This window comes from Pantoea sp. UBA5035 (assembly GCF_002415245.1).
GTDB classification, from domain to species: domain Bacteria; phylum Pseudomonadota; class Gammaproteobacteria; order Enterobacterales; family Enterobacteriaceae; genus Pantoea; species Pantoea septica.
The window spans coordinates 174,294-197,182 of sequence record NZ_DICD01000014.1 but is presented as its reverse complement, the minus strand read 5'-3'; the positions used below and the strand labels follow the sequence as shown (position 1 = coordinate 197,182).

The following is a 22,889-nucleotide window of genomic DNA, read 5'->3' as shown; positions in this document are numbered from 1 at the left end:
CCAGAATGTGGTTTTGCATTTTGATACGTATTTTAACCCAGAGTTCCCTGCTGGTCATCGTTTACTTTCCACCGCTGCGGGACGTAGTATTGACGGCTTCACCTGCCAGTTACCGCGAGATTATGCGATTTTCACGACTTGTTACCGGACTAACCTGTGCGTTTATGCTGCAGGCACAAGCAGCGCCCGTAGATGAATACATGCAGTATTTGCCGGATGGCGCCAATCTGGCGCTGATGGTGCAGAAAATCGGCGCCAGCACCCCAATAATCGATTATCACGGCAAACAGATGGCGTTGCCCGCCAGCACCATGAAGGTGATTACCGCGCTGGCGGCGCTGCTGGAGCTGGGCGGCGACTATCGCTTCCAGACTACGCTGGAAACCAAAGGCGCCATCAGCGACGGCACGCTAAACGGCGATCTGGTCGCGCGCTTTGCCGGCGATCCGACGCTGGGCCGTCAGGATCTGCGTAATATGGTCGCCGCGCTGAAAAAGCAGGGCGTCACCCATATCAAAGGCAACCTGGTGATCGACACCTCGGTGTTCGCCAGCCATGACATGGCGCCGGGCTGGCCGTGGAACGATCTGACGCAGTGCTTCAGCGCGCCGCCGGGCGCGGCGATCGTCGATAAAAACTGCTTCTCCGTTTCGCTCTACAGCGCCAGCACGCCGGGCGAAACCGCCTTCGTGCGCATCGCCTCTTACTACCCCGCCCATATGTTCAGCCAGGTACGCACCCTCGGCCGCAACAGCGGCGAAGCGCAGTATTGCGAGCTGGACGTGGTGCCGGGCGAGCTCAACCGCTATACGCTGACCGGCTGCATGCGCCAGCGCGCAGAGCCGCTGCCGCTGGCGTTCGCCGTACAGGACGACGCCGCCTGGGCCGGAGAGATCCTGAAGCAGGAGCTGCGTCAGGCCGATATCGACTACAGCGGTCACCTGGTACGCCAGACGCAGGTCACGTCGCCGGGCACCGTGCTGGCGTCGACCCAGTCCGCGCCGCTGCATTCGCTGTTGCATACTATGCTGAAAAAGTCGGACAACATGATCGCCGACACGGTGTTCCGCACCATCGGCCATCACTATTTCAACGTGCCCGGCACCTTCCGCGCCGGATCGGACGCTATCCGCCGTATCCTGCGCGAAAAAGCCAACATTGATTTAGGCAACAGCATTCAGGTGGATGGATCGGGGCTGTCGCGCCACGACCTTATCGCGCCGGACACTATGATGCAGGTGTTGCAGTACATTGCGAAAAACGACGCGACGCTGGACTACATCTCGATGCTGCCGCTGGCGGGCCATGACGGCACGCTGCAATATCGCGGCGGCCTGCACGAGGCGGGCGTGGACGGCAAAGTGTCGGCGAAAACCGGCTCGCTGCAGGGCGTCTATAATCTGGCTGGCTTTATCACCACCGCCAGCGGCGCGCGCGTCGCCTTTGTGCAGTACCTGTCGGGCTATGCGGTGCCGCCGCAGGATCAGCGCACGCGGCGCATTCCGCTGGTACGCTTCGAGAGCCGTCTCTATCGGGATATCTATCAGAACAACTAACGCATGAAAATATTGATCGTTGAGGACGATGTCTTGCTGCAGGGCGGTCTGAGCCAGGCGCTAAGCAGCCAGGGTTATGCCGTTGACTGCGCCTCCAGCGCCGCCGAGGCGGACGCGCTGCTGCACAGCGCGCAGTACAGCCTGATCGTGCTGGATCTCGGCCTGCCGGATCGCGACGGCGGCGATCTGCTGCGACAGTGGCGGCGAGCGGGCGTCGATCTGCCTGTGCTGATCCTGACCGCGCGCGACGCGCTCAGCGATCGCGTGGAGGGGCTCGACGCCGGCGCCGACGACTATCTGATCAAGCCGCTGGCGCTGGCGGAGCTGCAGGCGCGCGTGCGCGCCCTGATCCGCCGCTATCAGGGCCATAGCGATAACCTGCTGCGCCAGGGCGATCTCACGCTGAACCTCTCTTCGCAGCAGGTGCTGCTGGAGAATCAGCCGCTCGACGTCACCCCCAAAGAGTTCGCGCTGCTGACGCGTCTGCTGATGCGCATCGGACAGAATGTGCATCGCGAAACGCTGCAGCAGGATCTCTACAGCTGGCAGGACGATACCGGCTCTAACACGCTAGAGGTGCATATCCATAATCTGCGCCGCAAGCTGGGCAAAGATCGCATTAAAACCGTGCGCGGCGTCGGCTACCGGCTGGAGAACCGCGAATGAACAGCATGCGTCAGCGCTTGCTGATTATGCTGGCGCTGATTCTGCTTACCTGTCAGATCATGAGCGCCTTCTGGCTGTGGCACGAAAGCCGCGAGCAGATCAGCTTTCTCGTCAACGAAACCCTCTCCGCTAAGGCGCGCAACGATCGCGTCGAAAATGAGATCCGCGAAGCGATCGCCTCGCTGCTGCTGCCTTCTGTCGTTATGGTCGGCCTGACGCTGGTGCTCTCGTTCTGGGCGATTAGCTGGATCGTCCGTCCGCTGCGCGCGCTGCAGACCAGCCTGGCGCAGCGCTCCGCCGACAACCTTACGCCGCTCGCCATTCAGTCCGATATGGAAGAGGTGGTGGCGGTAACCGGCGCGATTAACCAGCTGCTGGCGCGCCTCGATCACACGCTGCAGCAGGAGCGGCTTTTCACGGCGGACGCCGCGCATGAGCTGCGCACCCCGCTCGCCGGGCTGCGCCTGCATCTTGAGCTGTTGCAGCAGCAGGGCGTGCCGCACAGCGAAATGCTGGTGGCGCGTATCGATCAGCTGATGCATACCGTCGAGCAGCTGCTGATGCTGGCGCGCGCCAGCCAGGCGCTGGCCAGCGGGCATGCGCAGGCGATTCACTGGCAGGCGGACATTTTGCAGCCGCTGCAGCCGGAGATGCGCGAACTGGTTGAACAGCGCCAGCAGCAGCTTAGCTGGCCGGACAACGCGGTGGCGCAAAGCCAGGGCGAACCGGTGCTGCTGCGTCTGCTGCTGCGCAATCTGCTGGAGAACGCGTCGCGCTATAGCCCGACGGAGAGCCAGATCGAAATCAGGCTCGAAGAGAGCGACAGCCATATCGTCCTCAGCGTTATCGATGAGGGGCCGGGCATCGATCCCGATGCGGCGGAAGAGCTGACCAAAGCGTTTCGCCGTCGCGATCAGCGCTACGGCGGCAGCGGGCTGGGGCTGAATATCGTGCTGCGCATCCTGCAGATGCACTACGGCGAGCTGAAGCTGATTAATCGCAGCGATCGCAGCGGGCTGATCGCCCGCTGCGTGCTGCCGTTACGGCTTAACTGATTAGAAGTGCGTATTCAGGCTGACGTAATAGGTGCGGCCAGACTCATTGTAGGTATTCGCGCCCGCGCCATACAGATAAGAGTTGGTATTGGCGTTGCCGGTGGTCTGGGCGTTGCCCTGCCGGTAGTGGCGTTTATCGAACAGGTTGTCGATGCCGAGCGTCACGCTGGCGTATTTATTAACGTCATAAGTGCCGCTCAGGCCGACCACTGAGTAAGGACTCACCTCATCGGTCGCGCTGCCGGTGACGGCATTGCCTTTGTAATCATACTTCTTCGGCACCTGCTTGCCGTACCAGGTGAGGGTGGTTTGCAGCGACAAATCCTGCGTCGCCTGCCAGCTCAGCGTTGAGTTGAGCGTATAGTCAGGAATAATCGACAGGCGATCGCCGGTCTCTTTATTCTTGCTCTGCAGCATATAAGTGAAGTTGTTATTCCACGCGATGCTCTCCGTCACGGGGATATTCACCGAGCCTTCCAGCCCTTCCACCACCGCTTTCGGCACGTTCTCCCACTTATAAATGTCGGTGGTGCCGTTCGAGGCTTTGCCGGACGGCGCATAGCCCGCTTCGATCTTGTTGCGATAGTCGTTGCGGAACCAGGTCAGACCCGCCTGATAGCCTTCATGCTTCCACTCCAGGCCAATCTCTTTATTGATGCTGTTTTCCGCTTTCAGGTCTCTGTTGCCCTGCAGATAGCAGGCGCCGGTGCTGGCCGCGCAGCCCTGTCCGTTGCTGTAGAGCAGATAGTTGGGGTTGGTCTGATAAAGGCTCGGCGCTTTATAGGCGCGGCCGATGCCCATCTTCAGCGTGAAATCGTCCCCTAAGCCCTGGGAAAGATTGAGCGACGGGCTCCAGTTATCGCCGACGATAGAGTGGTGATCGAAGCGCAGGCTCGGCGTCAGCATGGTGCTGTCGGTCAGCTCCATATTGTCTTCGGCGAACAGCGAAAAAATTTCCGCCTGCGAATAGGGGCTGCGTCCGCTGCTGGCGATACCCGGCACCGCGCCGTTAGAGGCGGCCTGCGTGGTCGACGAAGGATCCTTCATGCGCTGCTGGTTCCACTCGACGCCGAGGGTGGCGGTCTGATTCACCAGCATCTCGAACGGCACGCTGACTTCGCTGTGCAACAGCACATCGTCCAGCTCGATGGTATTGAAGCCGCTGTTGGAGAAGATGCCTTCGGTGCCGCCCGCCAGCCCTTCGTTGATGCGCGAGTTGCGTGTATTTTCATAGCGCGCGTAGCTGTTGGTGCTGATGCCGTTATCCCAGGCGCCGGTCCACTTCACCGCGAAGTTCTGCCGATAGAGGCGGTTAGTCTCTTTGCCATACAGACTTTTCACCAGCGCGCTGGTGTTGGTGTTCTGGGTGTCGCCCGCATAGAGGTTGCCCTGGCGGCTGTAGCCCGCCTGAAACTCCAGCGCCTGCATCGGCGCGAACGCCCAGCGCAGCAGCGCGTTGATATCTTTATTGACCACCCCTTCGCGCCCGCCCGGATAGCTTCCGGCGTAGGTGCCGGTGCGATCCGCCGCATGCTCTTCGTTGATGTCGTACGCGTCCGCCTGGGTTTTCGCCAGATTGCCGTAGAGTCGGAAGCTGACGTCGTCGCCCAGCGGCCCTTCCAGGCTGAAGTTGGTGCGGCGCGTCGCGCCCTCGTCCTTATGCTCCGGCACGTTGTAATAGGCGTTCCAGGATCCGTGCCACTGCTTGTCATCATACTTTTTGGTAATGATATTCACCACGCCGCCCGCCGCGCCGTTGCCGTAGCGCACCGCTGCCGGACCGCGGATCACCTCAATACGTTCGATCATCTCCGGCGGCACCCAGTTGGTGTCGCCGCGCGTATCGCGTTCGCCGCGCCAGCCGAGACGCACCGAGTTGCGGCTGGAGACCGGCATGCCGTCCACCAGGATCAGGGTATTTTCCGGCCCCATGCCGCGAATATCGATCTGGCGATTGTTGCCGCGCTGGCCGCTGGTGGAGTTGCCGGTCAGATTGACGCCCGGCATGGTGCGGATGATCTCCGATACGTCGCGCGCAGGCGGACGCTTTTTAATCTCGTCGGCGGTGATGGTGGAGACGCCCGGCGCCTGCAGGTTCTGCTGCGCCGCGCTGACCACCAGGGTATCGCCGACGTCGGCAGTTGAAGCGGTGCTGGTGTCGGCAGCCTGCGCGCTGGTCGCGGCCAGGCCGAGTTCAATGAGAATGGCTAATGACAAACGGGATAATGTAGGCATTTTTTATATTCCTGGATTGCCTGCGGAAACCTCACCGTCTCCTGCGGGCGCGCCGGTAAAAGAGTCTTTCCTTGCGAGCAAGCATTCCAGCCGCGCCCAGGCTCTCCTTTGCGGAACATCCGTCTGACAACAGAGGCGGATGAGGCTGGCGGAACGCGCGCGCTCCTTGATGTCGGAGCGGGAAACACCCTATTGCAAATGCAAATAATTATCAATAGTATTCTTCATAACATCCGCACACCTTCAGGTGCTTCTGGCGCAGTAAATAAGCTCTCTATGACGTGGTTAACCAACGAAACCGGCAGTGAATCCTGGTGGCGAACATTACAGCAGCAGGGGCTTCCCTTAATCGAACCCGCCGGGCGCGGCGAATGCGGCGTCACCTTTTTCTGGCGCGATCCGCAGGGAAGTGAAGCCACCTCCTCTACCCGTCGCGTCTGGATCAATATCACCGGCGTCACCGATCATCATCAGCGCGCCGCGCCCCGCTCGCTCAGCCGCATTCCTGGCACCGACGTCTGGTCCTGGCGCACGCAGCTGCCCGCCAGCTGGCGCGGCAGCTACTGCCTGATGCCCGACAGCGATCCCGCCGACTTTGAGGGCGAGCCGGATATGACGACCCTGCGCGCCTGGTGGCATGAGAAATTCCCCACCGCGCAGGCGGATGCGCTGAACCCGCAGCGCGGCTGGGCGGGCGGCCGCGGCATGCACGTCTCGCCGCTGCATCTGCCGGACGCGCCCGATCAGCGCGTCTGGCAGGCGGTCGACAGCGGTCGCGCGCCCGCGCTGCCGCTTCAGCACCATATCTGGCACAGCGCGCGCCTCGGTAATCGCCGTTCGGTGTGGATTTACGCCACCGGCGACGCGCAGCCGACTGAACGTCCGCTGGCGCTGCTGCTGGACGGCCAGTTCTGGGCCAACAGCATGCCGATCGCCTGGCCGCTGCAGCAGCTCACCGACGCTGGCGAACTCCCGCCGGCGGTCTACGTCATGATCGACATCATCGACCGCGAACACCGCAGCCGCGAACTGCCCTGCAACCCCGACTTCTGGCTGGCCCTGCAGGAAGAGCTGCTGCCGCAGCTACAGGGCTGGGCGCCGCATCGCGTCAGCGCCGCCGAGACGCTGGTGAGCGGACAGAGCTTCGGCGGGCTGTCGTCCGTCTACGCCGTGCTTAACTGGCCGCACCATTTCGGCGGCGCCATCAGCCTCTCCGGTTCGTTCTGGTGGCCGGAACGCGGCCAGCCTAACGGCAGGCTGATCCAGCAGCTGCAGCAGGGCGAATACCGTCTCGCGCCGTCGCGCATCTATCTGGAAGCGGGACGCCGCGAACAGCTGATATTCAAAGCAAACCAGCAGCTTCAACAGGACCTGTCCGCCGCAGGGCATCAGGTCGTTTTTCATCCGGTCGACGGGGGCCACGACGCGCTGTGCTGGCGCGGCGGGCTGCTCAATGGACTGAAAGCAATGTGGCAACATCTTCTTTAAATCGCCTGGCTAGCCCGACTGTTGCGGGCAGGAGACCGATATGCAAGCTAATCCCTTTGACGATCCGCAGCAGGATTGTCTCGTGCTGATCAACGATCGCCAGCAGTACAGCCTCTGGCCCGCTTTTCGCGCCCTGCCCGCTGGCTGGCGCTGCCTCTTCGGCCCGCAGCCGCAGGCGGAATGCCTGAGCTGGCTCAACGCAAACTGGCGCGATATTCGCCCGGCCCACCCGAGCGCGCACCGGAGCGACCATGTCTGAGACGCTGATGAACCCATACCATACAGACCAGAAAATCCTGCCGCTGGTGGCGGCGCAGCCCGGCATCTGGATGGCCGACCAGCTGTCGCAGCAGACTAACGCCTATGCGGTCGCGCACTTTGTCGAGCTGCGCGGCGAGCTGGACAGCGCGCTGCTGAGTAAGGCGATCGTCGCCGGAATGCAGGAGGCGGATACGCTAAACATGGCGTTCGGCGAGCTTGAGGGTGAGGCGGTGCAGTGGCTGTCGCCGCAAAGCTTTACCCTGCCTGATATTGTCGACCTGCGTCAGCACGCCGATCCAGACGCCGCCGCGCGCCATCTGATGCACATCGATATGGCTGGCGATCTGCGCGTGCTGAGCGGCGCCCCACTGTGGCATCACCAGCTGATGCGGCTGGGAGAGCGGCGCTGGTTCTGGTATCAGCGCTATCATCATCTGGTGGTGGACGGCTTTAGCTTTACCGCCCTGACGCGCCGCATCGCCAATCTCTATACCGCGTGGATGCGCAACGAAACGCCGGAACCGACGCCTTTTACGCCCTTCAGCGAGGTGGTAGAGGAGTATCAGCGCTATCAGGCTTCGCCGAACTGGCAGCGGGATCGCGACTTCTGGCGCGAAAAGAGCGCGCAGCTGCCGCCGCCCGCCTCGATCTCTCCCCTGCCGCTGGCCGGACAGAGCGCCAGCACCGCGCTGCTGCGCCACACTTTCTCACCAGACAGTGCGCGCTTTCAGATGCTGGTACAGCAGATGGGCGTCAGCGCGGCCGACGCCGCCTTTGCGCTGGTGGCGCTCTGGCTGGCGCGCCTGAGCGGCCAGAATGATTTCGCCGCCGGCTTTATCTTTATGCGCCGCATCGGCTCGGCGGCGCTCTGCGCCACCGGACCGGTGATTAACGTACTGCCGATGGCGGCGCATTACGATCCCGCCCAGCCGCTCGGCGCGCTGGCGCGCCAGCTGGCCGCAGAAGTGAAAAAAATGCGTCGTCACCAGCGCTTCGACGCCGAGCAGGTGCAGCGCGACGCCGGACGGCTCGGCGACGGCGATCCGCTCTACGGCCCGGTGATCAACCTGAAGATGTTCGACTATCAGCTCGACTTCAACGGTGTGGAAGGGATAACGCATCAGCTCGCCTCCGGGCCGGTGCGCGACCTGGAGATCGCGATCTATATCAGCGAACAGGGCGAGCTGACGCTGGAGCTGCTGGCTAATGCGGAACGCTATCAGGAAACGACGCTGACGCAGCACGCCAGCCGTTTCGATCTGCTGCTACGTCAGCTGGCGGCGCAGCCAGAGCGGCCCTGCGGCGAACTGGATCTGCTGACCGAGGCCGAACATCAGCAGCTGGAGAAGATCAATCAGACCGCGATGGCGCTGCCGGCGGCCACGCTCGACAGCCTGCTGCAGGCGCAGGCGCTGCGCACCCCGGATGCATTCGCGCTGGCGGACGATCGCCACCGGCTCAGCTACCGCGAGATGCGCCAGCAGGTCGAGGCGCTGGGACAGCAGCTGATCGCCAGCGGCGTGCGGCGCGGCGATATCGTCGCCGTGGCGCTGCCGCGCGCGGTCTTTCTGTCGCTGGCGCTGCAGGCGATCGTCAGCGTCGGCGCCACCTACCTGCCGCTGGATACCGGCTATCCCGATGACCGTCTGCAGATGATGCTGGAGGACGCCGCGCCGAAGACGCTGATCGTCAGCCGCGCGCTGGCGACGCGCTTCGCCGCCCTGTCGCCGGTTGCTCCGCTCTTTTACGACGCGCTGCTGCCCGACGTCGCCGCGCCCGCGCCTGGGCAGCCGCCGCGCCCGCAGGACGGCGCCTATCTAATTTATACCTCCGGCTCGACCGGCCGGCCAAAAGGCGTGCTGGTCGGCCATGAGGCGATCGTCAACCGTCTGCTGTGGATGCAGGCGAGCTATGCGCTCGATGCTACAGATGTGGTGCTGCAAAAGACCCCCAGCAGCTTCGATGTCTCGGTCTGGGAGTTTTTCTGGCCGCTGATGACCGGCGCGCAGCTGGTGATGGCGCCGCCGGAGGCGCACCGCGATCCCGACGCGCTGCAGCAGCTTTTTGCGCGCTATCGCGTTACCACGACCCACTTTGTTCCCTCGATGCTGGCGGCCTTCGTCGCCTCATTGCAGGACGAGGATGCGGTGGCGCGCTGCGCCAGCCTGCGCCGCGTCTTCTGCAGCGGCGAAGCGCTGCCGGCCGATCTGTCGCGCCAGTGGGAAGCCCTGACTCAGACGTCGCTGCATAATCTCTACGGTCCGACCGAAGCGGCGGTAGACGTCAGCTACTACCCTGCCTTCGGCCAGGAGCTGGCGGCGGTGGAAGGCGCCAGCGTGCCGATCGGCTTCCCGGTCTGGAACACCGGCCTGCGCATCCTCGACGCGCGCCTGCAGCCCGTTCCGCCAGGCGTCGCGGGCGATCTCTATCTTACCGGCGTGCAGCTGGCGCACGGCTATCTTGATCGTCCCGATCTCACCGCCAGCCGTTTCGTCGCCGATCCTTTTGGCGACGGCACGCGCATGTACCGCACCGGCGACGTGGCGCGCTGGCTGGCGAACGGCGCGGTGGAATATCTGGGCCGCAGCGACGATCAGCTGAAGATCCGCGGCCAGCGTATCGAGCTGAGCGAGATCGATCATGCGCTGGCGGCGCTGCCCGGCGTGCAGCAGGCGGTCACGCACGCGGTGGTGCTGGGCAACGCCAGCGCGCAGCAGGGCGACGCGCGCCAGCTGGTGGGCTATGTGGTGGCAGACCAGCCCGTTGATGGCGAGGCGATGCGCGCCGCGCTGGCGCAGCAGCTGCCGGCGCATATGGTGCCGGTGGCGATCGTCGCGCTGGAGGCGCTGCCGCTCAGCAGCAACGGCAAGCTGGATCGCAAGGCCCTGCCGCTGCCGCAAAGCCGCGCGGGCGATGCCGGTCGCGCGCCGCTGCCGGGGCTGGAAACGCAGCTGGCGGAGGCGTTCGCCGCGCTGCTGGAACGCGACGCGGTTGGCGCGCAGGAGGATTTCTTTGCGCTAGGTGGTCATTCGCTGCTGGCGATGCGGCTGGCGGCGCAGCTGCGGCGCGTGCTGAAGCTGCCGGTTTCCGTCGGCCAGATTATGGTCGCCCCAACGGTTGAGAAGCTGGCGGCGCTGCTGAGCGATGCGCAGACGGCGCAAAACGCCGGTTTCGAGCCGGTGCTGCCGCTGCGTGTCGGCAGCGGGCCGACGCTGTTCTGCTTCCATCCGGCGTCGGGCTTCGCCTGGCAGTTCAGCATCCTGCAGCGCTATCTCGACGCGCGCTGGTCTATCGTCGGCATTCAGTCGCCCGACGCCAGCGGTCCGCTTCATCAGGCGGCGCATCTGGATGAGGTGTGCGACGCGCATCTCGCCACGCTGCGGCAGCAGCAGCCGCAGGGACCTTACTATTTCCTCGGCTATTCGCTGGGCGGCACGCTGGCGCAGGGCATCGCCGCGCGGCTGGAAGCGCTCGGCGAAGAGGTGGCGTTCCTCGGCCTGCTCGACACCTGGCCGCCAGAGACGCAAAACTGGGACGAGAAGCGCGGCGAAAACCAGCTCGATCCGGCGGTGCTGGAAGAGGTGAACCGCGAGCGCGAGCAGTTTGTCGCCGCCCAGCGTCAGCAGGCGGGCGAAGGCCTGGAGGCGATGTTCGACGCGATCGAGGCTAACTACGCCAGCTCGGTGCGGCTGCTGGCGACGGCGCGCAGCGCGCGCTTCAGCGGTCGCGCCACGCTGTTCCTCGCCACCGAGACGCAGCAGCCGGGTCAGGATGCGCGTCGCGCCTGGGCGCCCTATGTGGGTGAGCTTGAAGTGCGGCCGCTGGCGTGCGCCCATGTCGAGATTATCTCGCCGCGTATGTTCGCGCAGATTGGGCCGCAGTTGCAGCAGCTGCTGGCGAAGTTTGCCTGATATCCTTTTTGGCAGACAGCTGAGTAGCCTAAAAAGCGGGTGAGCGAGCCCGAAGAGCAAAGCGTCCCGCGACAGGGATGTCGCGGGCCGAGCGAGCAGGGATGCCTTGAGCGACTTTGCGATCGGGCTCGCTCACCCGCTTCGGCACCCGCCCTTCAGCGCTTGCCGCGTCCCAGCGGCACAATCATCGGCGTATGCGCCACCGGATCCTCAACGATAACGCAGCGCAGCCCATAGACCGCCTCAATCAATTCCGGCGTTACAATCTCCGACGGCCGGCCCTCGGCGACAATCTGGCCGTTGCGCATCGCGATGAGATGCGTGGCGTAGCGGCACGCCTGATTCAGATCGTGCAGCACCACCACCAGCGTGCGGCCATGCTGCTGATTGAGATCCTGCATCAGCTCCAGCAGTTCGATCTGATGAGTAATATCAAGCCAGGTGGTGGGTTCGTCCAGCAGCAGCAGCGGCGTCTGCTGCGCCAGCACCATGGCGATCCAGACGCGCTGGCGCTGGCCGCCGGAAAGCTGATCCACCGGCTGCGCGGCGATATCCGCCACGCCGGTCGCCTGCATCGCCTGCTGCACTGCCGCTTCATCCTCGTCACGCCAGCGGCCGAACAGCGGCTGATGCGGATAGCGCCCGCGCGCCACCAGTTCGCTGACGCTGATGCCGGAGGGCGCCTGCGAACTCTGCGGCAGCAGGCCGAGACGCCGCGCCACCTCTTTGGTGGAGAGGCGCGAAATCGCCTCGCCGTCGAGCAGCACCTGCCCTTTCAGCGGCGGCGCCAGGCGACTCAGCGCGCGCAGCAGCGTCGATTTGCCGCAGGCGTTGGGGCCGATGATCGTCGTCAGTTCGCCATCCGGAATGGTCACCGACAGCCCCTCCGCCACCACTTTCTTCTCGTAGCCCAGCGTCAGCGCCTCGCCCTGCAGGCGCGCAATCCTCTCTGTCATTGGCGTCGCGCCTCCCTGACCAGTAGTGCAATCAAATAAAGCCCGCCAAGGCTGACGGTAATCACGCCGACCGGCAGCTGATACGGCAGGAAAAGATGCTGCGCCGCATAATCCGCCGCCAGCAGCAGCAGCGCGCCGCACAGCGCCGCCAGCGGCAGCGCGCCTTTGATGCCGCCGCACAGGCGACGAGCGATCTGCGGCGCCAGCAGGGCAACGAACGAAATGGGACCGGCCAGCGCGGTCGAGGCGGCGGTCAGCACCACGCCGAGCAGCATCAGCCACAGCCGGCTGCGCTCTACCGGCACGCCCAGCGCGCAGGCGGTGCCGTCGCCCATCTCCAGCAGGCGCATACGCCGCGCCAGCAGCGCGGTCAGCAGCAGCGCCGCCGCCAGCACGGCGACCGCCGGCGCGGTTTTCGCCCAGGTGATGCCGTTAAGCGATCCGGCGCTCCACAGCCCGGCGCTGAGCGCCGCCTCCAGCGAGGCGCTGATAATCAGCCAGCCGTTAAGCGCCATCAGCAGCGCGCGCACGCTGATGCCGACAATAATCAGCCGGAAGGTCTCTACGCCGTTGCGCCAGGCGAACAGATAAACCACGCCAGCGGTCAGCACGCCGCCCAGCAGCGCCGCCAGCGTCACGGCCTCGCTGTTTTGCTGAAACAGCACCAGCGCCACCAGCACGCCGCTATAGGCGCCGGTATTAAAGCCGAGAATATCGGGGCTGCCGAGCGGGTTGCGCAGCAGCGACTGAAAAATCGCGCCGCTCACGCCAAGCGCCGCGCCGAGCAGCAGCGCCATCGCCACGCGCGGCAGCCGCCACTCCAGCACGATCAGCTGAACGTTGCGCGCCGCCTCGCCGGTAACCAGCTGCCAGAGCTGCGCGCCCGTAACCGGCAGCGCGCCGCGCGTAACGCCGAAAAAGGCCAGCAGCGCGCAGGCCGCCAGCAGCCAGATGGCGTGCATTATCGCCCGACTCATACCTGCCCTCTCCCCAGCTTGCGGCGCACCAGCACGATCAGCATCGGCGCGCCGAGCAGCGCGGTGACCACCGAGACGCGCAGCTCGCCCGGCACCATCAGGCGGCCCAGAATATCGGCGGCCAGCAGCAGACAGGGGGTGATCAGCAGCGTGCCGGGCAGCATCCAGCGGTGGTCGTTGCCCCACAGCCAGCGGGCCAGGTGCGGCGTCATCAGCCCGACAAAGGCGATGGGGCCCACGGCGGCCGTGGCGGCGCCGCTCAGCAGGGCGATAGCCAACAGCCCCAGCAGTTGGGTACGCGCTACGCGCGTGCCGAGCGCCGTCGCCAGATCGCCGCCCATGCTCAGGGTATTGAGCGCGCGCGCCAGCAGCAGCGCGATCAGCGCGCCGACCGCTACCGCTGGCCAGGTGGCGCGCAGCACGGCAAAGCTGCGAATATCCAGCGAGCCGCTGTGCCAGAAACGCAGATGATCGTAAATATCGGGGTTGAGGAGAGAGAGTCCGGAGGTCAGCCCTTCCAGCACCGCGCCGAGCGCCACGCCCGCCAGGGTCAGGCGCACCGGATTGACGCGGCCGCCACCGAGCGCGCCGGTCAGCGCCACCAGCAGCGACGCCAGCAGCGCGCCGACGAAGGCGAAGCTGAGCCAGTCGGCGGGTGAATCCGCGCCGAACAGGGCGATGCCCAGCACCACGGCGAAACCTGCGCCCGCGTTGACGCCGAGAATGCCGGGATCGGCGAGCGGATTGCGCGTCAGGCTCTGCATCAGCGCGCCCGCCAGTCCGAGCGCGCAGCCCGCCAGCAGGCCGGCAAGCGTGCGCGGCAGGCGCGCTTCGCGCACGATAACGCAGTCGGCGCTGCCGCAGCGGGTGGTCAGGGCAAGGTAAACATCATGAATGGCGATCGACTTGGCGCCGAGCATCAGGCTGAGCGCGAGCAGGAGCAACAGCAGCGTCCCTGAAGCGGCTATTGCGGTGAGTTGGCGCATAACGTTCCGAACCTTCACTGTTCACTGACGCAGCAAACGCGTCAATTTGATAATGATACTTGTTATCGTTATTACTCGTATTTTTGTATGTTACCATGATTCGCCTCGACCATAGCGAGGAAAACCGCAGCAAAAGGCGAAGCAATGAACAAACCCTCCCATCTCATCGATCTCAGCCTGTTGAAGACGCATCCCGCTTTTCGCGCCGTCTTTATCGCCCGTTTTATCTCTATCGTCGCGCTCGGCATGCTGGCGATTGCCGTGCCGGTACAGATCCAGCAGCTGACCCGCTCCCCCGCGCTGGTCGGGCTGGCGGTGACCCTGGCGGGCGCAGGCATGTTCGTCGGGCTGCTCACCAGCGGCGTGCTGGCGGATCGCTACGAGCGCAAACGGCTAATCCTGATTGCGCGATCGACCTGCGGCCTCGGCTTCGTGGCGCTCGCCGTTAACGCCTCGCTGCCGACGCCGTCGGTCAGCGCGGTCTTTTTGCTCGGCCTGTGGGATGGCTTCTTCGGCGCGATCGGCGTCACGGCGCTGCTGGCGGCGACGCCGGCGCTGGTGGGACGCGAAAACCTGATGCAGGCGGGCGCCATTACCATGCTGACGGTGCGCTTCGGCGCGATCCTCTCGCCCGCCATTGGCGGTCTGGTGCTGGCGCACGGCGGCGCGGCGTGGAACTACGGCCTCGCCGCCCTCGGCACGCTGCTCACCGTACTGACCCTGCTGCGGCTGCCCGTGATGCCGCCGCCGCCGCAGCCGCGCGAACATCCGCTGCGGGCGCTCGCCAGCGGCGTGCAGTTCCTGTTCGCCGCGCCGCTGGTCGGCATGGCGGCGCTGATCGGCGCGCTGGTCACCCTGGCGAGCGCGGTGCGCGTGCTCTATCCGGCGCTGGCGCCGCACTGGCAGGTCAGCCTCGATGAGCTGGGCCTGATGTACGCCGCCGTGCCGCTCGGCGCGGCGCTGGGCGCGCTGACCAGCGGACGGCTGGCGCAGACGCCGCAGCCAGGCAAAGTGATGTTAGTCAGTGCCGTCGCCGCTTTCCTCGCGCTTGGCGCCTTCAGCCTGATGCCGCAGTTCGCCCTCGGGCTTGCCTGCCTGGCGGCGTTCGGCTACTTCAGCGCCGTTAACAGCCTGGTGCAGTACCAGCTGATTCAGTCGCTGACGCCCGATGCGCTGTTAGGGCGCATCAACAGCCTGTGGACGGCGCAGAACGTCACCGGCGATGCGATCGGCGCGGCGATGATCGGCGCGCTGGGGTCATGGCTGCTGCCGCAGCAGGCCGCCGCGCTGTTCGGTTTCGGCGCGGCGCTGCTGGGAGGAGTGATGTGGATGCTGATGGCGAAGCTGCGACGCTATCAACCGCCAGCGCCGACGCTGGCGGAAGAGGCGTCATGATTTAACGAACAGCTGCTCCAGACGCGTCAGCAGATGGCTGGCGCTGTAGTAGTCAAGACGGAAGGTGTCGGCGCCCAGCGCGTAAACCTGCTGCTGCTTCACCGCCGCGGTTTGCGCCAGGAACGGGTTCTGCATCAGCTGTTTCGCCCCTTGCTCCTCCGCGGCGAACAGCAGGAAGGTATTGCCGTTCAGGCCGCTGGCGACGTTCTCGCCGGAGAGCTGAATAATATCTTTGCGCTGGCCCATGCTGTGCGTCTGCTGCAGATCCGCAGGCGGCACGGCGAGCGTAAAGCCGAGCTGCTCCAGCAGCTTGCCCTGCGCTGATTCGCGCGTCCACAGGTTCACCGCGCGGCCGCCGCCGTTAAACACCATCGCGGAAACCGGCTGCGGCGGCAGCGTGATTTTTTGCTTCAGCGCCGCCTCTTGCGCATCGAACGCCTTTACGCGCGCCGCCGCCTCCGCCTCGTGGCCGGTCGCTTCGCCGAGCAGCGTCACCAGCTGCTGCCAGCTTTTATCGTCATAGTTCACCACCAGCGTCGGCGCGATAGCCGAGAACTGATCCACCAGCTTAAGCGCGGAGTCGTTGCCGGTCGCGCTGACGATAATCAGATCCGGCGCTTCGGCGGCCACCGCTTCGGCGCTCGGTTCGCCGATATAGAGCCGCTTGAGATTTTTACGCTTTGCGACGTCGCTCCACTGACGGAAAAAGCCCTGCTCATCCGCCAGGCGACTGCCTGGCGCGGTCGCCCCGCTGGCGATGACCGGCGCATCGATCGCCAGCAGCGAGCCGGTCAGGGTGACGCTGGTAGAGACGATGCGCTGCGGCGCTTTATCCAGCGTGACGCTGCCGCCGACGCTTTGCAGCGTGCGCGGCCAGCCGCCTTCCGCCCGCGCGTCCGGGTGAGCCAGCACGGTTATGAAAGCCAGCGCGGCCACCGTGGTAAAAATCCGCTTAAACATAAGATTCAGTCCACCTTTTACTGTAATACAACCTTCTGTCGCCTCTACGCATCACGCTGAGATCGCGCGCTCACTGCCGCGAATTTATTGACACTCCAGCCTAATCAACGTAGGTTACAGAACCACAATACAAATGATAATCATTATTAGTTATCTTATCATTTATAGGTGAAAATTATGGTGGAAACGTTGACGTTTGGAAATCCCCTGCTTGAGGATTTCTCCGCGCTGTGCCGGGGATTTATCTTCACATCCCCGTGGCGCAGTATCGCTACGCAAGGCTGCTACACCACGATCGCCACGCCGGCGACCGATGGCGACGCGCTGAACGGCGACTTTCAACAGCAGCTGCGACGCCACTTCGCATCGGCAAAAAAACAGGGCATCGCCCATCCGATCCTGGTCGGCGCCATCCCCTTCGACGTCACGCAGCCCGCCGCGCTGTTTATTCCGGAATCGCATCAGGTCTTTAACCGCGCCGATCTTCAGGCTGCGCTGCCTGCCGTTCAGGCGCCGCTGCCGCAGGTGCGCCGCCGCGCCGCCATGCCGGAGCACGATGTATTTACCGCCATGGTGGCAGAGGCCGTGGCTGCAACGCAGCGCGGCGAACTGGATAAAGTCGTGCTGTCGCGCCTGATGGATATTGTGACGGAGCAGCCGGTAGATATCGCCGCGCTGATGCAGCGCATCGTGGCGCAAAACCCGAACAGCTATCACTTTCATCTGCCGCTGCCGCAGGGCGGTTCGCTGGTCGGCGCCAGCCCGGAGCTGATGCTGCGTAAAGCGGGGCGTGATTTCAGCTCCTGCCCGCTGGCCGGCTCCGCGCGACGCGACGCCGACGCGCAGCGCGACAGGGCCGCGGGCGACGCCCTGATGCAATCAGCGAAAGATCGCCACGAGCACAAGCTGGTGACCGACGCGATGCGCGAGGTGCTGCAGCCGCGCAGCCGCCTGCTCTCGGTTCCCACTACCCCTTCTCTGCTGACCACCGCCACGCTGTGGCATCTGGCGACGCAGATCGACGGCGAAGCGCTCGACGAGCAGGAGAACGCGCTGTCGCTCGCCTGTCTCCTGCATCCGACGCCAGCGCTGAGCGGCTTCCCGCACAGGCGCGCGCAGCAGCTGATCCAGACGCTGGAGCCGTTCGACCGCCGTCTGTTCGGCGGCATCGTCGGCTGGTGCGACGAGCAGGGCAACGGCGAATGGGTCGTCACTATCCGCTGCGGCACCGTGCACGGCGCGCGGGTGCGCCTGTTCGCCGGCGCGGGCATCGTGGCGGATTCGCAACCGGAATCAGAATGGCGCGAGACCGGTGTCAAACTCGACACCATGCTGCGCGCTTTTGGACTGCAATAAAGGAAATACCATGTCGATCCCTTACCATCGCTGGCCAGACGATCTGGCGGCGCGCTACCGCGAGAAAGGCTACTGGCTGGATGTGCCGATGACCGATATCCTGGCGCGTCATGAAAACAGCGACGCCATCGCCGTTATCGAAGGCGATCTGCAGCTGAGCTACCGGCAGCTGGCGCAGCGCAGCGATAACCTTGCCGCCGCGCTACAGCGTCGCGGATTGAAAAACGGCGACACCGCGCTGGTGCAGCTCGGCAACGTCGCCGACTTCTACGTTACCGTTTTCGCGCTGTTCAAGCTGGGGGTCGCCTCGGTCTACGCGCTATTTAGCCACCAGCGCACCGAGCTGCAATCCTACGCCGCACAGATCGAACCCGCGCTGTTGATCGCCGATCGCCACCATGGGCTGTTCGCCGACGACAGTTTTATCGACGCGCTGTGCGCTGCGCAGCCGTCGCTGCGGCAGGTGATCCTGCGCAACGACAATCAGCCGGAAAACAGGCTGGAAGCGCTGATGGCTGAAGCCGCAGACGATTTCCAGCCGACGCCGACCGCCGCCGACGAGGTCGCCTTTTTCCAGCTCTCCGGCGGCAGCACCGGCACGCCGAAGCTGATCCCGCGCACCCATAACGACTACTACTACAGCATCCGCGCCAGCGACGAGATCTGCGCGGTCACCGCCGACACGCGTTATCTGATCGCCCTGCCTGCGCCGCATAACTTTGCGATGAGTTCCCCCGGCGCGCTGGGCGTCTTCTACGCGGGCGGCCAGGTGATTCTGGCCGAGGATCCCAGCGCGACGAACTGTTTCCCGCTGATCGAAAAGCACAAGGTTACCGACACCGGCCTGGTGCCGCCCGCTGTTAGCCTGTGGCTGCAGGCGATCCAGGATTGGGGCAGCAATCAGGCGCTGGCGTCGCTGCAGCGGATGCAGGTCGGCGGCGCCAAACTGGGCGAAACGCTGGCGGCGCGCATTCAGAGCGAGATCGGCTGCCGGCTGCAGCAGGTGTTCGGCATGGCGGAAGGGCTGGTGAACTACACCCGGCTCGACGACGACGAGCGCACCATCCTCACGACTCAGGGCCGGCCGATTTCGCCGGACGATGAGGTCTGGGTAGCCGACGAGAACGGCGATCCGCTGCCGGCCGGCGCCATCGGCCGCCTGATGACGCGCGGCCCCTATACCTTCCGTGGCTACTACAAAAGCCCGGAGCACAACGCCGCCAGCTTCAACGCCGACGGTTTTTACTGCTCGGGCGATCTGATCGAGATGAATCCGCAGGGCTACATCACCGTGCAGGGGCGTGAGAAAGATCAGATCAACCGCGGCGGCGAAAAGATCGCTGCCGAGGAGATCGAAAACCTGCTGCAGCGCCATGCGGACGTGATCCATGCGGCGCTGGTGTCGATGCATGACGAGCTGATGGGCGAAAAAAGCTGCGCCTTTATCGTTGCGCGTCAGCCGCTCAAACCGGTGGCGCTGCGCCGCCATCTGCGCGAGCTGGGCGTCGCCGAATATAAACTGCCCGATCGTATTACCTGCGTGGATGCGCTGCCGCTGACGCCCGTCGGCAAAGTAGACAAGAAACGTCTGCGCCAACAGCTTGCCGATCAACACGCGCAAGCCTGACCTGTTCCGGAGATTTTATGGCTATTCCAAAACTGACCTCATATTCGCTGCCCGCCGCCGCCGAGCTGCCCGCCAACAAGGTGAAATGGACGCTGGAGCCGCAGCGCGCCGCCCTGCTGATTCACGATATGCAGGCCTACTTCCTTAACTTCTGGGGCGAAAACAGCCCGCTGGTCAATCAGGTTGTGGAGAACATCGCCCGCCTGCGCGCCTGGTGCAAGTCGCAGGGCATACCGGTGTTCTATACCGCGCAGCCTAATCAGCAGAGCGATGAAGATCGCGCGCTGCTGAACGACATGTGGGGGCCGGGCCTGAACAAACATCCCGAGCAGCAGAAGATTGTCGATGCGCTGGCGCCCGACTCCGAGGATCAGGTGCTGACCAAGTGGCGCTACAGCGCCTTTGTCCGCTCGCCGCTGGAGTCGATTCTGCAGGAGATGGGACGCGATCAGCTGATCATCACCGGCGTGTACGCCCACATCGGCTGTCTTACCACCGCGACCGATGCCTTTATGCGCAACATCCAGCCCTTTATGGTGGCGGATGCGCTGGCGGACTTTAGCCGCGAGGAACATATGATGGCGCTGACCTATACCGCCGGACGCAGCGGCAAAGTGGTGATGACCGCAGATTTAATGCCGCTGCCGCTCAGCAAAGAAGATCTGCGCGCGCTGGTTCTGCCGCTGCTGGAAGACGACGACGTGCCGGAAGATAATGAGAACCTGATCGACTACGGTCTCGATTCCGTGCGCATGATGGCGCTGGCGGCGCGCTGGCGTCAGGCGCACGGCGATATCGACTTTGTCAGCCTGGCGAAAAACCCCACTATCGACGGCTGGTGGGCGCTGCTGTCCCGGGAGCCTGCGTAATGAGCCAGCGCTTCGACTTCAGCGGTAAACAGGTTTGGGTGACCGGCGCAGGCCAGGGCATCGGCTACTACACCGCGCTCGCGTTTCACGCCGCGGGCGCGCAGGTGCAGGGCTTCGATCTGCGCTTTCACGACATCGACTACCCTTTTGCCTGCCATACGCTCGACGTGGCCGATGCCGGACAGGTGAAAAGCCTGTGCCAGCGTCTGCTGGCGCAGCAGCCGCGCCTCGACGTGCTGGTGAACGGCGCGGGCATCCTGCGTATCGGCGCCACCGACGAGATTTCCGCCGCGGATTTCCAGGCCTGTCTGGCGGTCAACGTGGGCGGCGCCTTCAATATGTTTCAGCAGACGCTGCCGGTGTTCCGTCAGCAGCGTGCAGGCGCCATCGTCTCTATCGCCTCTAACTCGGCGCATGCGCCGCGTATCGGCATGTCGGCCTACGGCGCCTCAAAAGCCGCACTGCGCAGCCTTACCCTGACGGTCGGCCTGGAGATGGCGCCCTACGGCGTACGTTGCAATATCGTTTCGCCCGGCTCGACCGATACCGAGATGCAGCGCAGCCTGTGGCATACGCCGACCGCCGAGCAGGAGATGATCGACGGCTTCCCGGATCAATATAAGCTGGGGATCCCGCTGCGGAAGATCGCCACGCCGCAGGAGATCGCCAACAACGTGCTGTTCCTTGCCTCGGATCTCGCCAGCCACGTGGCGCTGCAGGATATCGTGGTTGACGGCGGCGCGACGCTGGGAGCCTGACCGATGGCGATCTGGAAACGCGAGACCGATCTCGACGCGCTGAACGCTATCGGCGAGAACTCGCTGGTGGCGCATATCGGCATCCGCTTTACCGCCATCGGCGACGATTATCTGGAGGCGGTCATGCCGGTCGATGCGCGCACCCATCAGCCTTTCGGCCTGTTGCACGGCGGCGCATCGGTGGTGCTGGCGGAGTCGATGGGCTCGATCGCCGGCTATCTCTGCACTGAAGAGGGCAAAAGCGTGGTGGGCATCGAGGTGAACGCCAGCCATCACCGCTCGGTCTCCAGCGGCGAAGTACGCGGCACCTGCCGCCCGCTGCATATCGGCTCACGCAATCAGGTGTGGCAGATTGAAATCCGCAACGCGCGCGGCCAGCTCTGCTGCTCGTCGCGCCTGACGGTGGCGGTGCTGGGGTAACGAAAAAGGGACAGCTTTCGCTGTCCCTTTTCTCCGGCATTAACGCTGGTAGATGATTTCGACGCCTTCGTCGTCATCTTCGTCCCAGTCGTCATCCCACTCTTCATCTTCTTCTTCAACCACGCTTTCCATCGTTTCACGGTGGTAATCATCCCACATGAACTCGACTTTCTCGGGTTTCTTCTCTTCTTCTTCTGCTTCTTTCGGGTTGTCGTTGATGAAACTCATCACGTCCCAGCAGAGATCCTGCACGCCCTGACGGCTTGCTGCGGAGATCAGATAATATTTCTCTTCCCAGCCCAGCGCTTCAGCAATCGCTTTGGCGCGCGCCTGCGCTTCCTCTTCGCCAATGACGTCGATTTTATTGAACACCAGCCAGCGCGGCTTGTTGAACAGCTTGTCGCTGTACTTCTCCAGCTCGCCGAGAATAATGCGCGCGTTGTCCACCGGATCGGACTCGTCGATCGGCGCGATATCGATCAGGTGCAGCAGTACGCGGCAGCGCTCGAGGTGCTTCAGGAAGCGAATGCCGAGGCCAGCGCCGTCGGCGGCGCCTTCAATCAGGCCCGGAATATCGGCGATAACGAAGCTCTGCTCGCTGTCCATGCGCACCACGCCCAGACTCGGCACCAGCGTGGTAAACGGATAATCCGCCACTTTCGGCTTGGCCGCAGAGACGGCGCGGATAAAGGTCGATTTACCGGCGTTCGGCAGGCCCAGCATGCCAACGTCAGCCAGCAGCATCAGCTCCAGCTGCAAATCGCGCTTCTCGCCCGGCGTTCCCATGGTTTTCTGACGCGGGGTACGGTTTACCGAGGATTTAAAGCGCGTGTTGCCCAGGCCGTGCCAGCCGCCTTTGGCGACCATCAGCTTCTGCTCGTGACGCGTCATATCGCCCAGCGTTTCGCCGGTGCCCTGATCGATCACGCGCGTGCCGACCGGCACCTTAACGATAATGTCCTGACCGCGTTTGCCGGTACAGTCGCGGCTCTGGCCGTTCTGACCGCGTTCGGCGCGGAAGGATTTCTCAAAGCGGTAGTCAATCAGGGTATTCAGGTTCTCGTCGGCAACCAGATAGACATCGCCGCCGTCGCCGCCGTCGCCGCCGTCTGGACCGCCTTTCGGAATATATTTTTCACGGCGGAAGCTGACGCAGCCATTGCCGCCATCGCCGGCAACCACCAGGATTGTCGCTTCATCAACAAACTTCATTTTCTTTCTCCGTCACACAATCGTCCGCGCGCCCTGCTGGGCTGCGAACGGGTCCGCCAGGGTCTGTCTGCGCTGACCGGCGGCGGATAAATCAGGACTGATTTGCATCAGGCGTACATAAAGTGTACAGCAATACAGAACGACAGGTCGCAGAATGTAAAAAGCCCCGCAATGGCTGCGGGGCTTTTATTCGTGCGTTCA

18 protein-coding genes are annotated in these 22,889 nt (G+C 64.0%); 12 read left to right on the top strand and 6 right to left on the bottom strand.

All coding sequences use genetic code 11. The features are described from left to right. The first annotated feature begins 122 nt into the window (after positions 1-122). Genes dacB through pmrB form a run of 3 tightly spaced genes read left to right on the top strand, consistent with a single transcriptional unit; the run spans position 123 to position 3,277 of the window. Positions 123-1,556, top strand: coding sequence for a serine-type D-Ala-D-Ala carboxypeptidase (dacB, locus tag B3229_RS10975; protein ID WP_048785414.1), 1,434 nt, complete (start codon positions 123-125; stop codon positions 1,554-1,556). 3 nt (positions 1,557-1,559) lie between these two features. Then, the gene (pmrA, locus tag B3229_RS10970; protein WP_033749300.1) at positions 1,560-2,222 is read left to right on the top strand and encodes a two-component system response regulator PmrA; all 663 of its coding nucleotides are present in this window, start codon (positions 1,560-1,562) and stop codon (positions 2,220-2,222) included. Next, positions 2,219-3,277 carry a two-component system sensor histidine kinase PmrB gene (gene pmrB / locus B3229_RS10965; RefSeq protein WP_048785412.1) on the top strand — a complete coding sequence of 353 codons (1,059 nt, stop codon included), beginning with the start codon at positions 2,219-2,221 and terminating at the stop codon, positions 3,275-3,277. Before pmrA ends, pmrB begins: the two co-directional genes overlap by 4 nt. On the opposite strand, the gene B3229_RS10960 is transcribed toward pmrB, so the two are convergent. Beyond that, a complete protein-coding gene (locus B3229_RS10960; protein ID WP_286870726.1) occupies positions 3,278-5,512 on the bottom strand; it encodes a TonB-dependent siderophore receptor in 2,235 nt (744 codons plus the stop codon). Between the two features lie 276 nt (positions 5,513-5,788). On the opposite strand from B3229_RS10960, the gene fes reads away from it, so the two are divergent. Genes fes through B3229_RS10945 form a run of 3 tightly spaced genes read left to right on the top strand, consistent with a single transcriptional unit; the run spans position 5,789 to position 11,172 of the window. After that, entirely contained in the window at positions 5,789-7,000 is a 1,212-nt protein-coding gene (gene fes, locus B3229_RS10955) for an enterochelin esterase (protein WP_286870724.1), read from the top strand. Positions 7,001-7,040: 40 nt separating this feature from the next. Next, complete coding sequence (locus B3229_RS10950; protein ID WP_286870722.1) at positions 7,041-7,259, top strand: MbtH family protein; 219 nt, start codon at positions 7,041-7,043, stop codon at positions 7,257-7,259. Then, positions 7,252-11,172: an enterobactin synthase subunit F gene (locus B3229_RS10945; RefSeq protein WP_286870720.1), complete on the top strand. Its 3,921-nt coding sequence runs from the start codon at positions 7,252-7,254 to the stop codon at positions 11,170-11,172. The genes B3229_RS10950 and B3229_RS10945 overlap by 8 nt, the downstream gene beginning before the upstream one ends. A gap of 155 nt (positions 11,173-11,327) precedes the next feature. Here the strand turns inward: B3229_RS10945 and B3229_RS10940 are convergent, their stop codons facing one another. The 3 genes from B3229_RS10940 to fepD are packed head-to-tail and all read right to left on the bottom strand — an operon-like array spanning position 11,328 to position 14,091. Beyond that, a complete protein-coding gene (locus tag B3229_RS10940) occupies positions 11,328-12,128 on the bottom strand; it encodes an ATP-binding cassette domain-containing protein (protein WP_286870718.1) in 801 nt (266 codons plus the stop codon). Further along, positions 12,125-13,105: an iron-enterobactin ABC transporter permease gene (gene fepG, locus B3229_RS10935; protein WP_286870717.1), complete on the bottom strand. Its 981-nt coding sequence runs from the start codon at positions 13,103-13,105 to the stop codon at positions 12,125-12,127. Before fepG ends, B3229_RS10940 begins: the two co-directional genes overlap by 4 nt. Then, positions 13,102-14,091 (bottom strand): Fe(3+)-siderophore ABC transporter permease, encoded by a 990-nt coding sequence (gene fepD / locus B3229_RS10930; protein WP_286870715.1) that lies wholly within the window; start codon positions 14,089-14,091, stop codon positions 13,102-13,104. The genes fepG and fepD overlap by 4 nt, the downstream gene beginning before the upstream one ends. A 144-nt stretch (positions 14,092-14,235) precedes the next feature. Between fepD and entS the strand changes: the two genes are divergently transcribed. Beyond that, a complete protein-coding gene (gene entS, locus B3229_RS10925) occupies positions 14,236-15,486 on the top strand; it encodes an enterobactin transporter EntS (protein ID WP_286870713.1) in 1,251 nt (416 codons plus the stop codon). On the opposite strand, the gene fepB is transcribed toward entS, so the two are convergent. After that, positions 15,481-16,446 carry a Fe2+-enterobactin ABC transporter substrate-binding protein gene (gene fepB, locus B3229_RS10920; RefSeq protein ID WP_286870711.1) on the bottom strand — a complete coding sequence of 322 codons (966 nt, stop codon included), beginning with the start codon at positions 16,444-16,446 and terminating at the stop codon, positions 15,481-15,483. The genes entS and fepB overlap by 6 nt on opposite strands. Before the next feature lie 177 nt (positions 16,447-16,623). Here fepB and B3229_RS10915 point away from each other — a divergent pair, with 177 nt between their 5' ends. From B3229_RS10915 to B3229_RS10895, 5 genes are read left to right on the top strand one after another with little or no spacing between them, the layout of a single operon-like run. After that, positions 16,624-17,802 (top strand): isochorismate synthase, encoded by a 1,179-nt coding sequence (locus tag B3229_RS10915; RefSeq protein WP_286870709.1) that lies wholly within the window; start codon positions 16,624-16,626, stop codon positions 17,800-17,802. Between the two features lie 10 nt (positions 17,803-17,812). Next, positions 17,813-19,429, top strand: coding sequence for a (2,3-dihydroxybenzoyl)adenylate synthase (locus B3229_RS10910; RefSeq protein ID WP_286870707.1), 1,617 nt, complete (start codon positions 17,813-17,815; stop codon positions 19,427-19,429). A 17-nt stretch (positions 19,430-19,446) separates the two neighbouring features. Then, a complete protein-coding gene (locus tag B3229_RS10905; RefSeq protein WP_286870705.1) occupies positions 19,447-20,298 on the top strand; it encodes an isochorismatase in 852 nt (283 codons plus the stop codon). Then, positions 20,298-21,056, top strand: coding sequence for a 2,3-dihydro-2,3-dihydroxybenzoate dehydrogenase (gene dhbA / locus B3229_RS10900; protein WP_286870703.1), 759 nt, complete (start codon positions 20,298-20,300; stop codon positions 21,054-21,056). Before B3229_RS10905 ends, dhbA begins: the two co-directional genes overlap by 1 nt. Before the next feature lie 3 nt (positions 21,057-21,059). Next, positions 21,060-21,476, top strand: coding sequence for a hotdog fold thioesterase (locus B3229_RS10895; protein WP_048784676.1), 417 nt, complete (start codon positions 21,060-21,062; stop codon positions 21,474-21,476). Positions 21,477-21,515: 39 nt separating this feature from the next. Here B3229_RS10895 and cgtA read toward each other — a convergent pair whose 3' ends face one another. Next, entirely contained in the window at positions 21,516-22,688 is a 1,173-nt protein-coding gene (gene cgtA / locus B3229_RS10890; protein ID WP_286870700.1) for an Obg family GTPase CgtA, read from the bottom strand. Between the last annotated feature and the right edge of the window lie 201 nt (positions 22,689-22,889).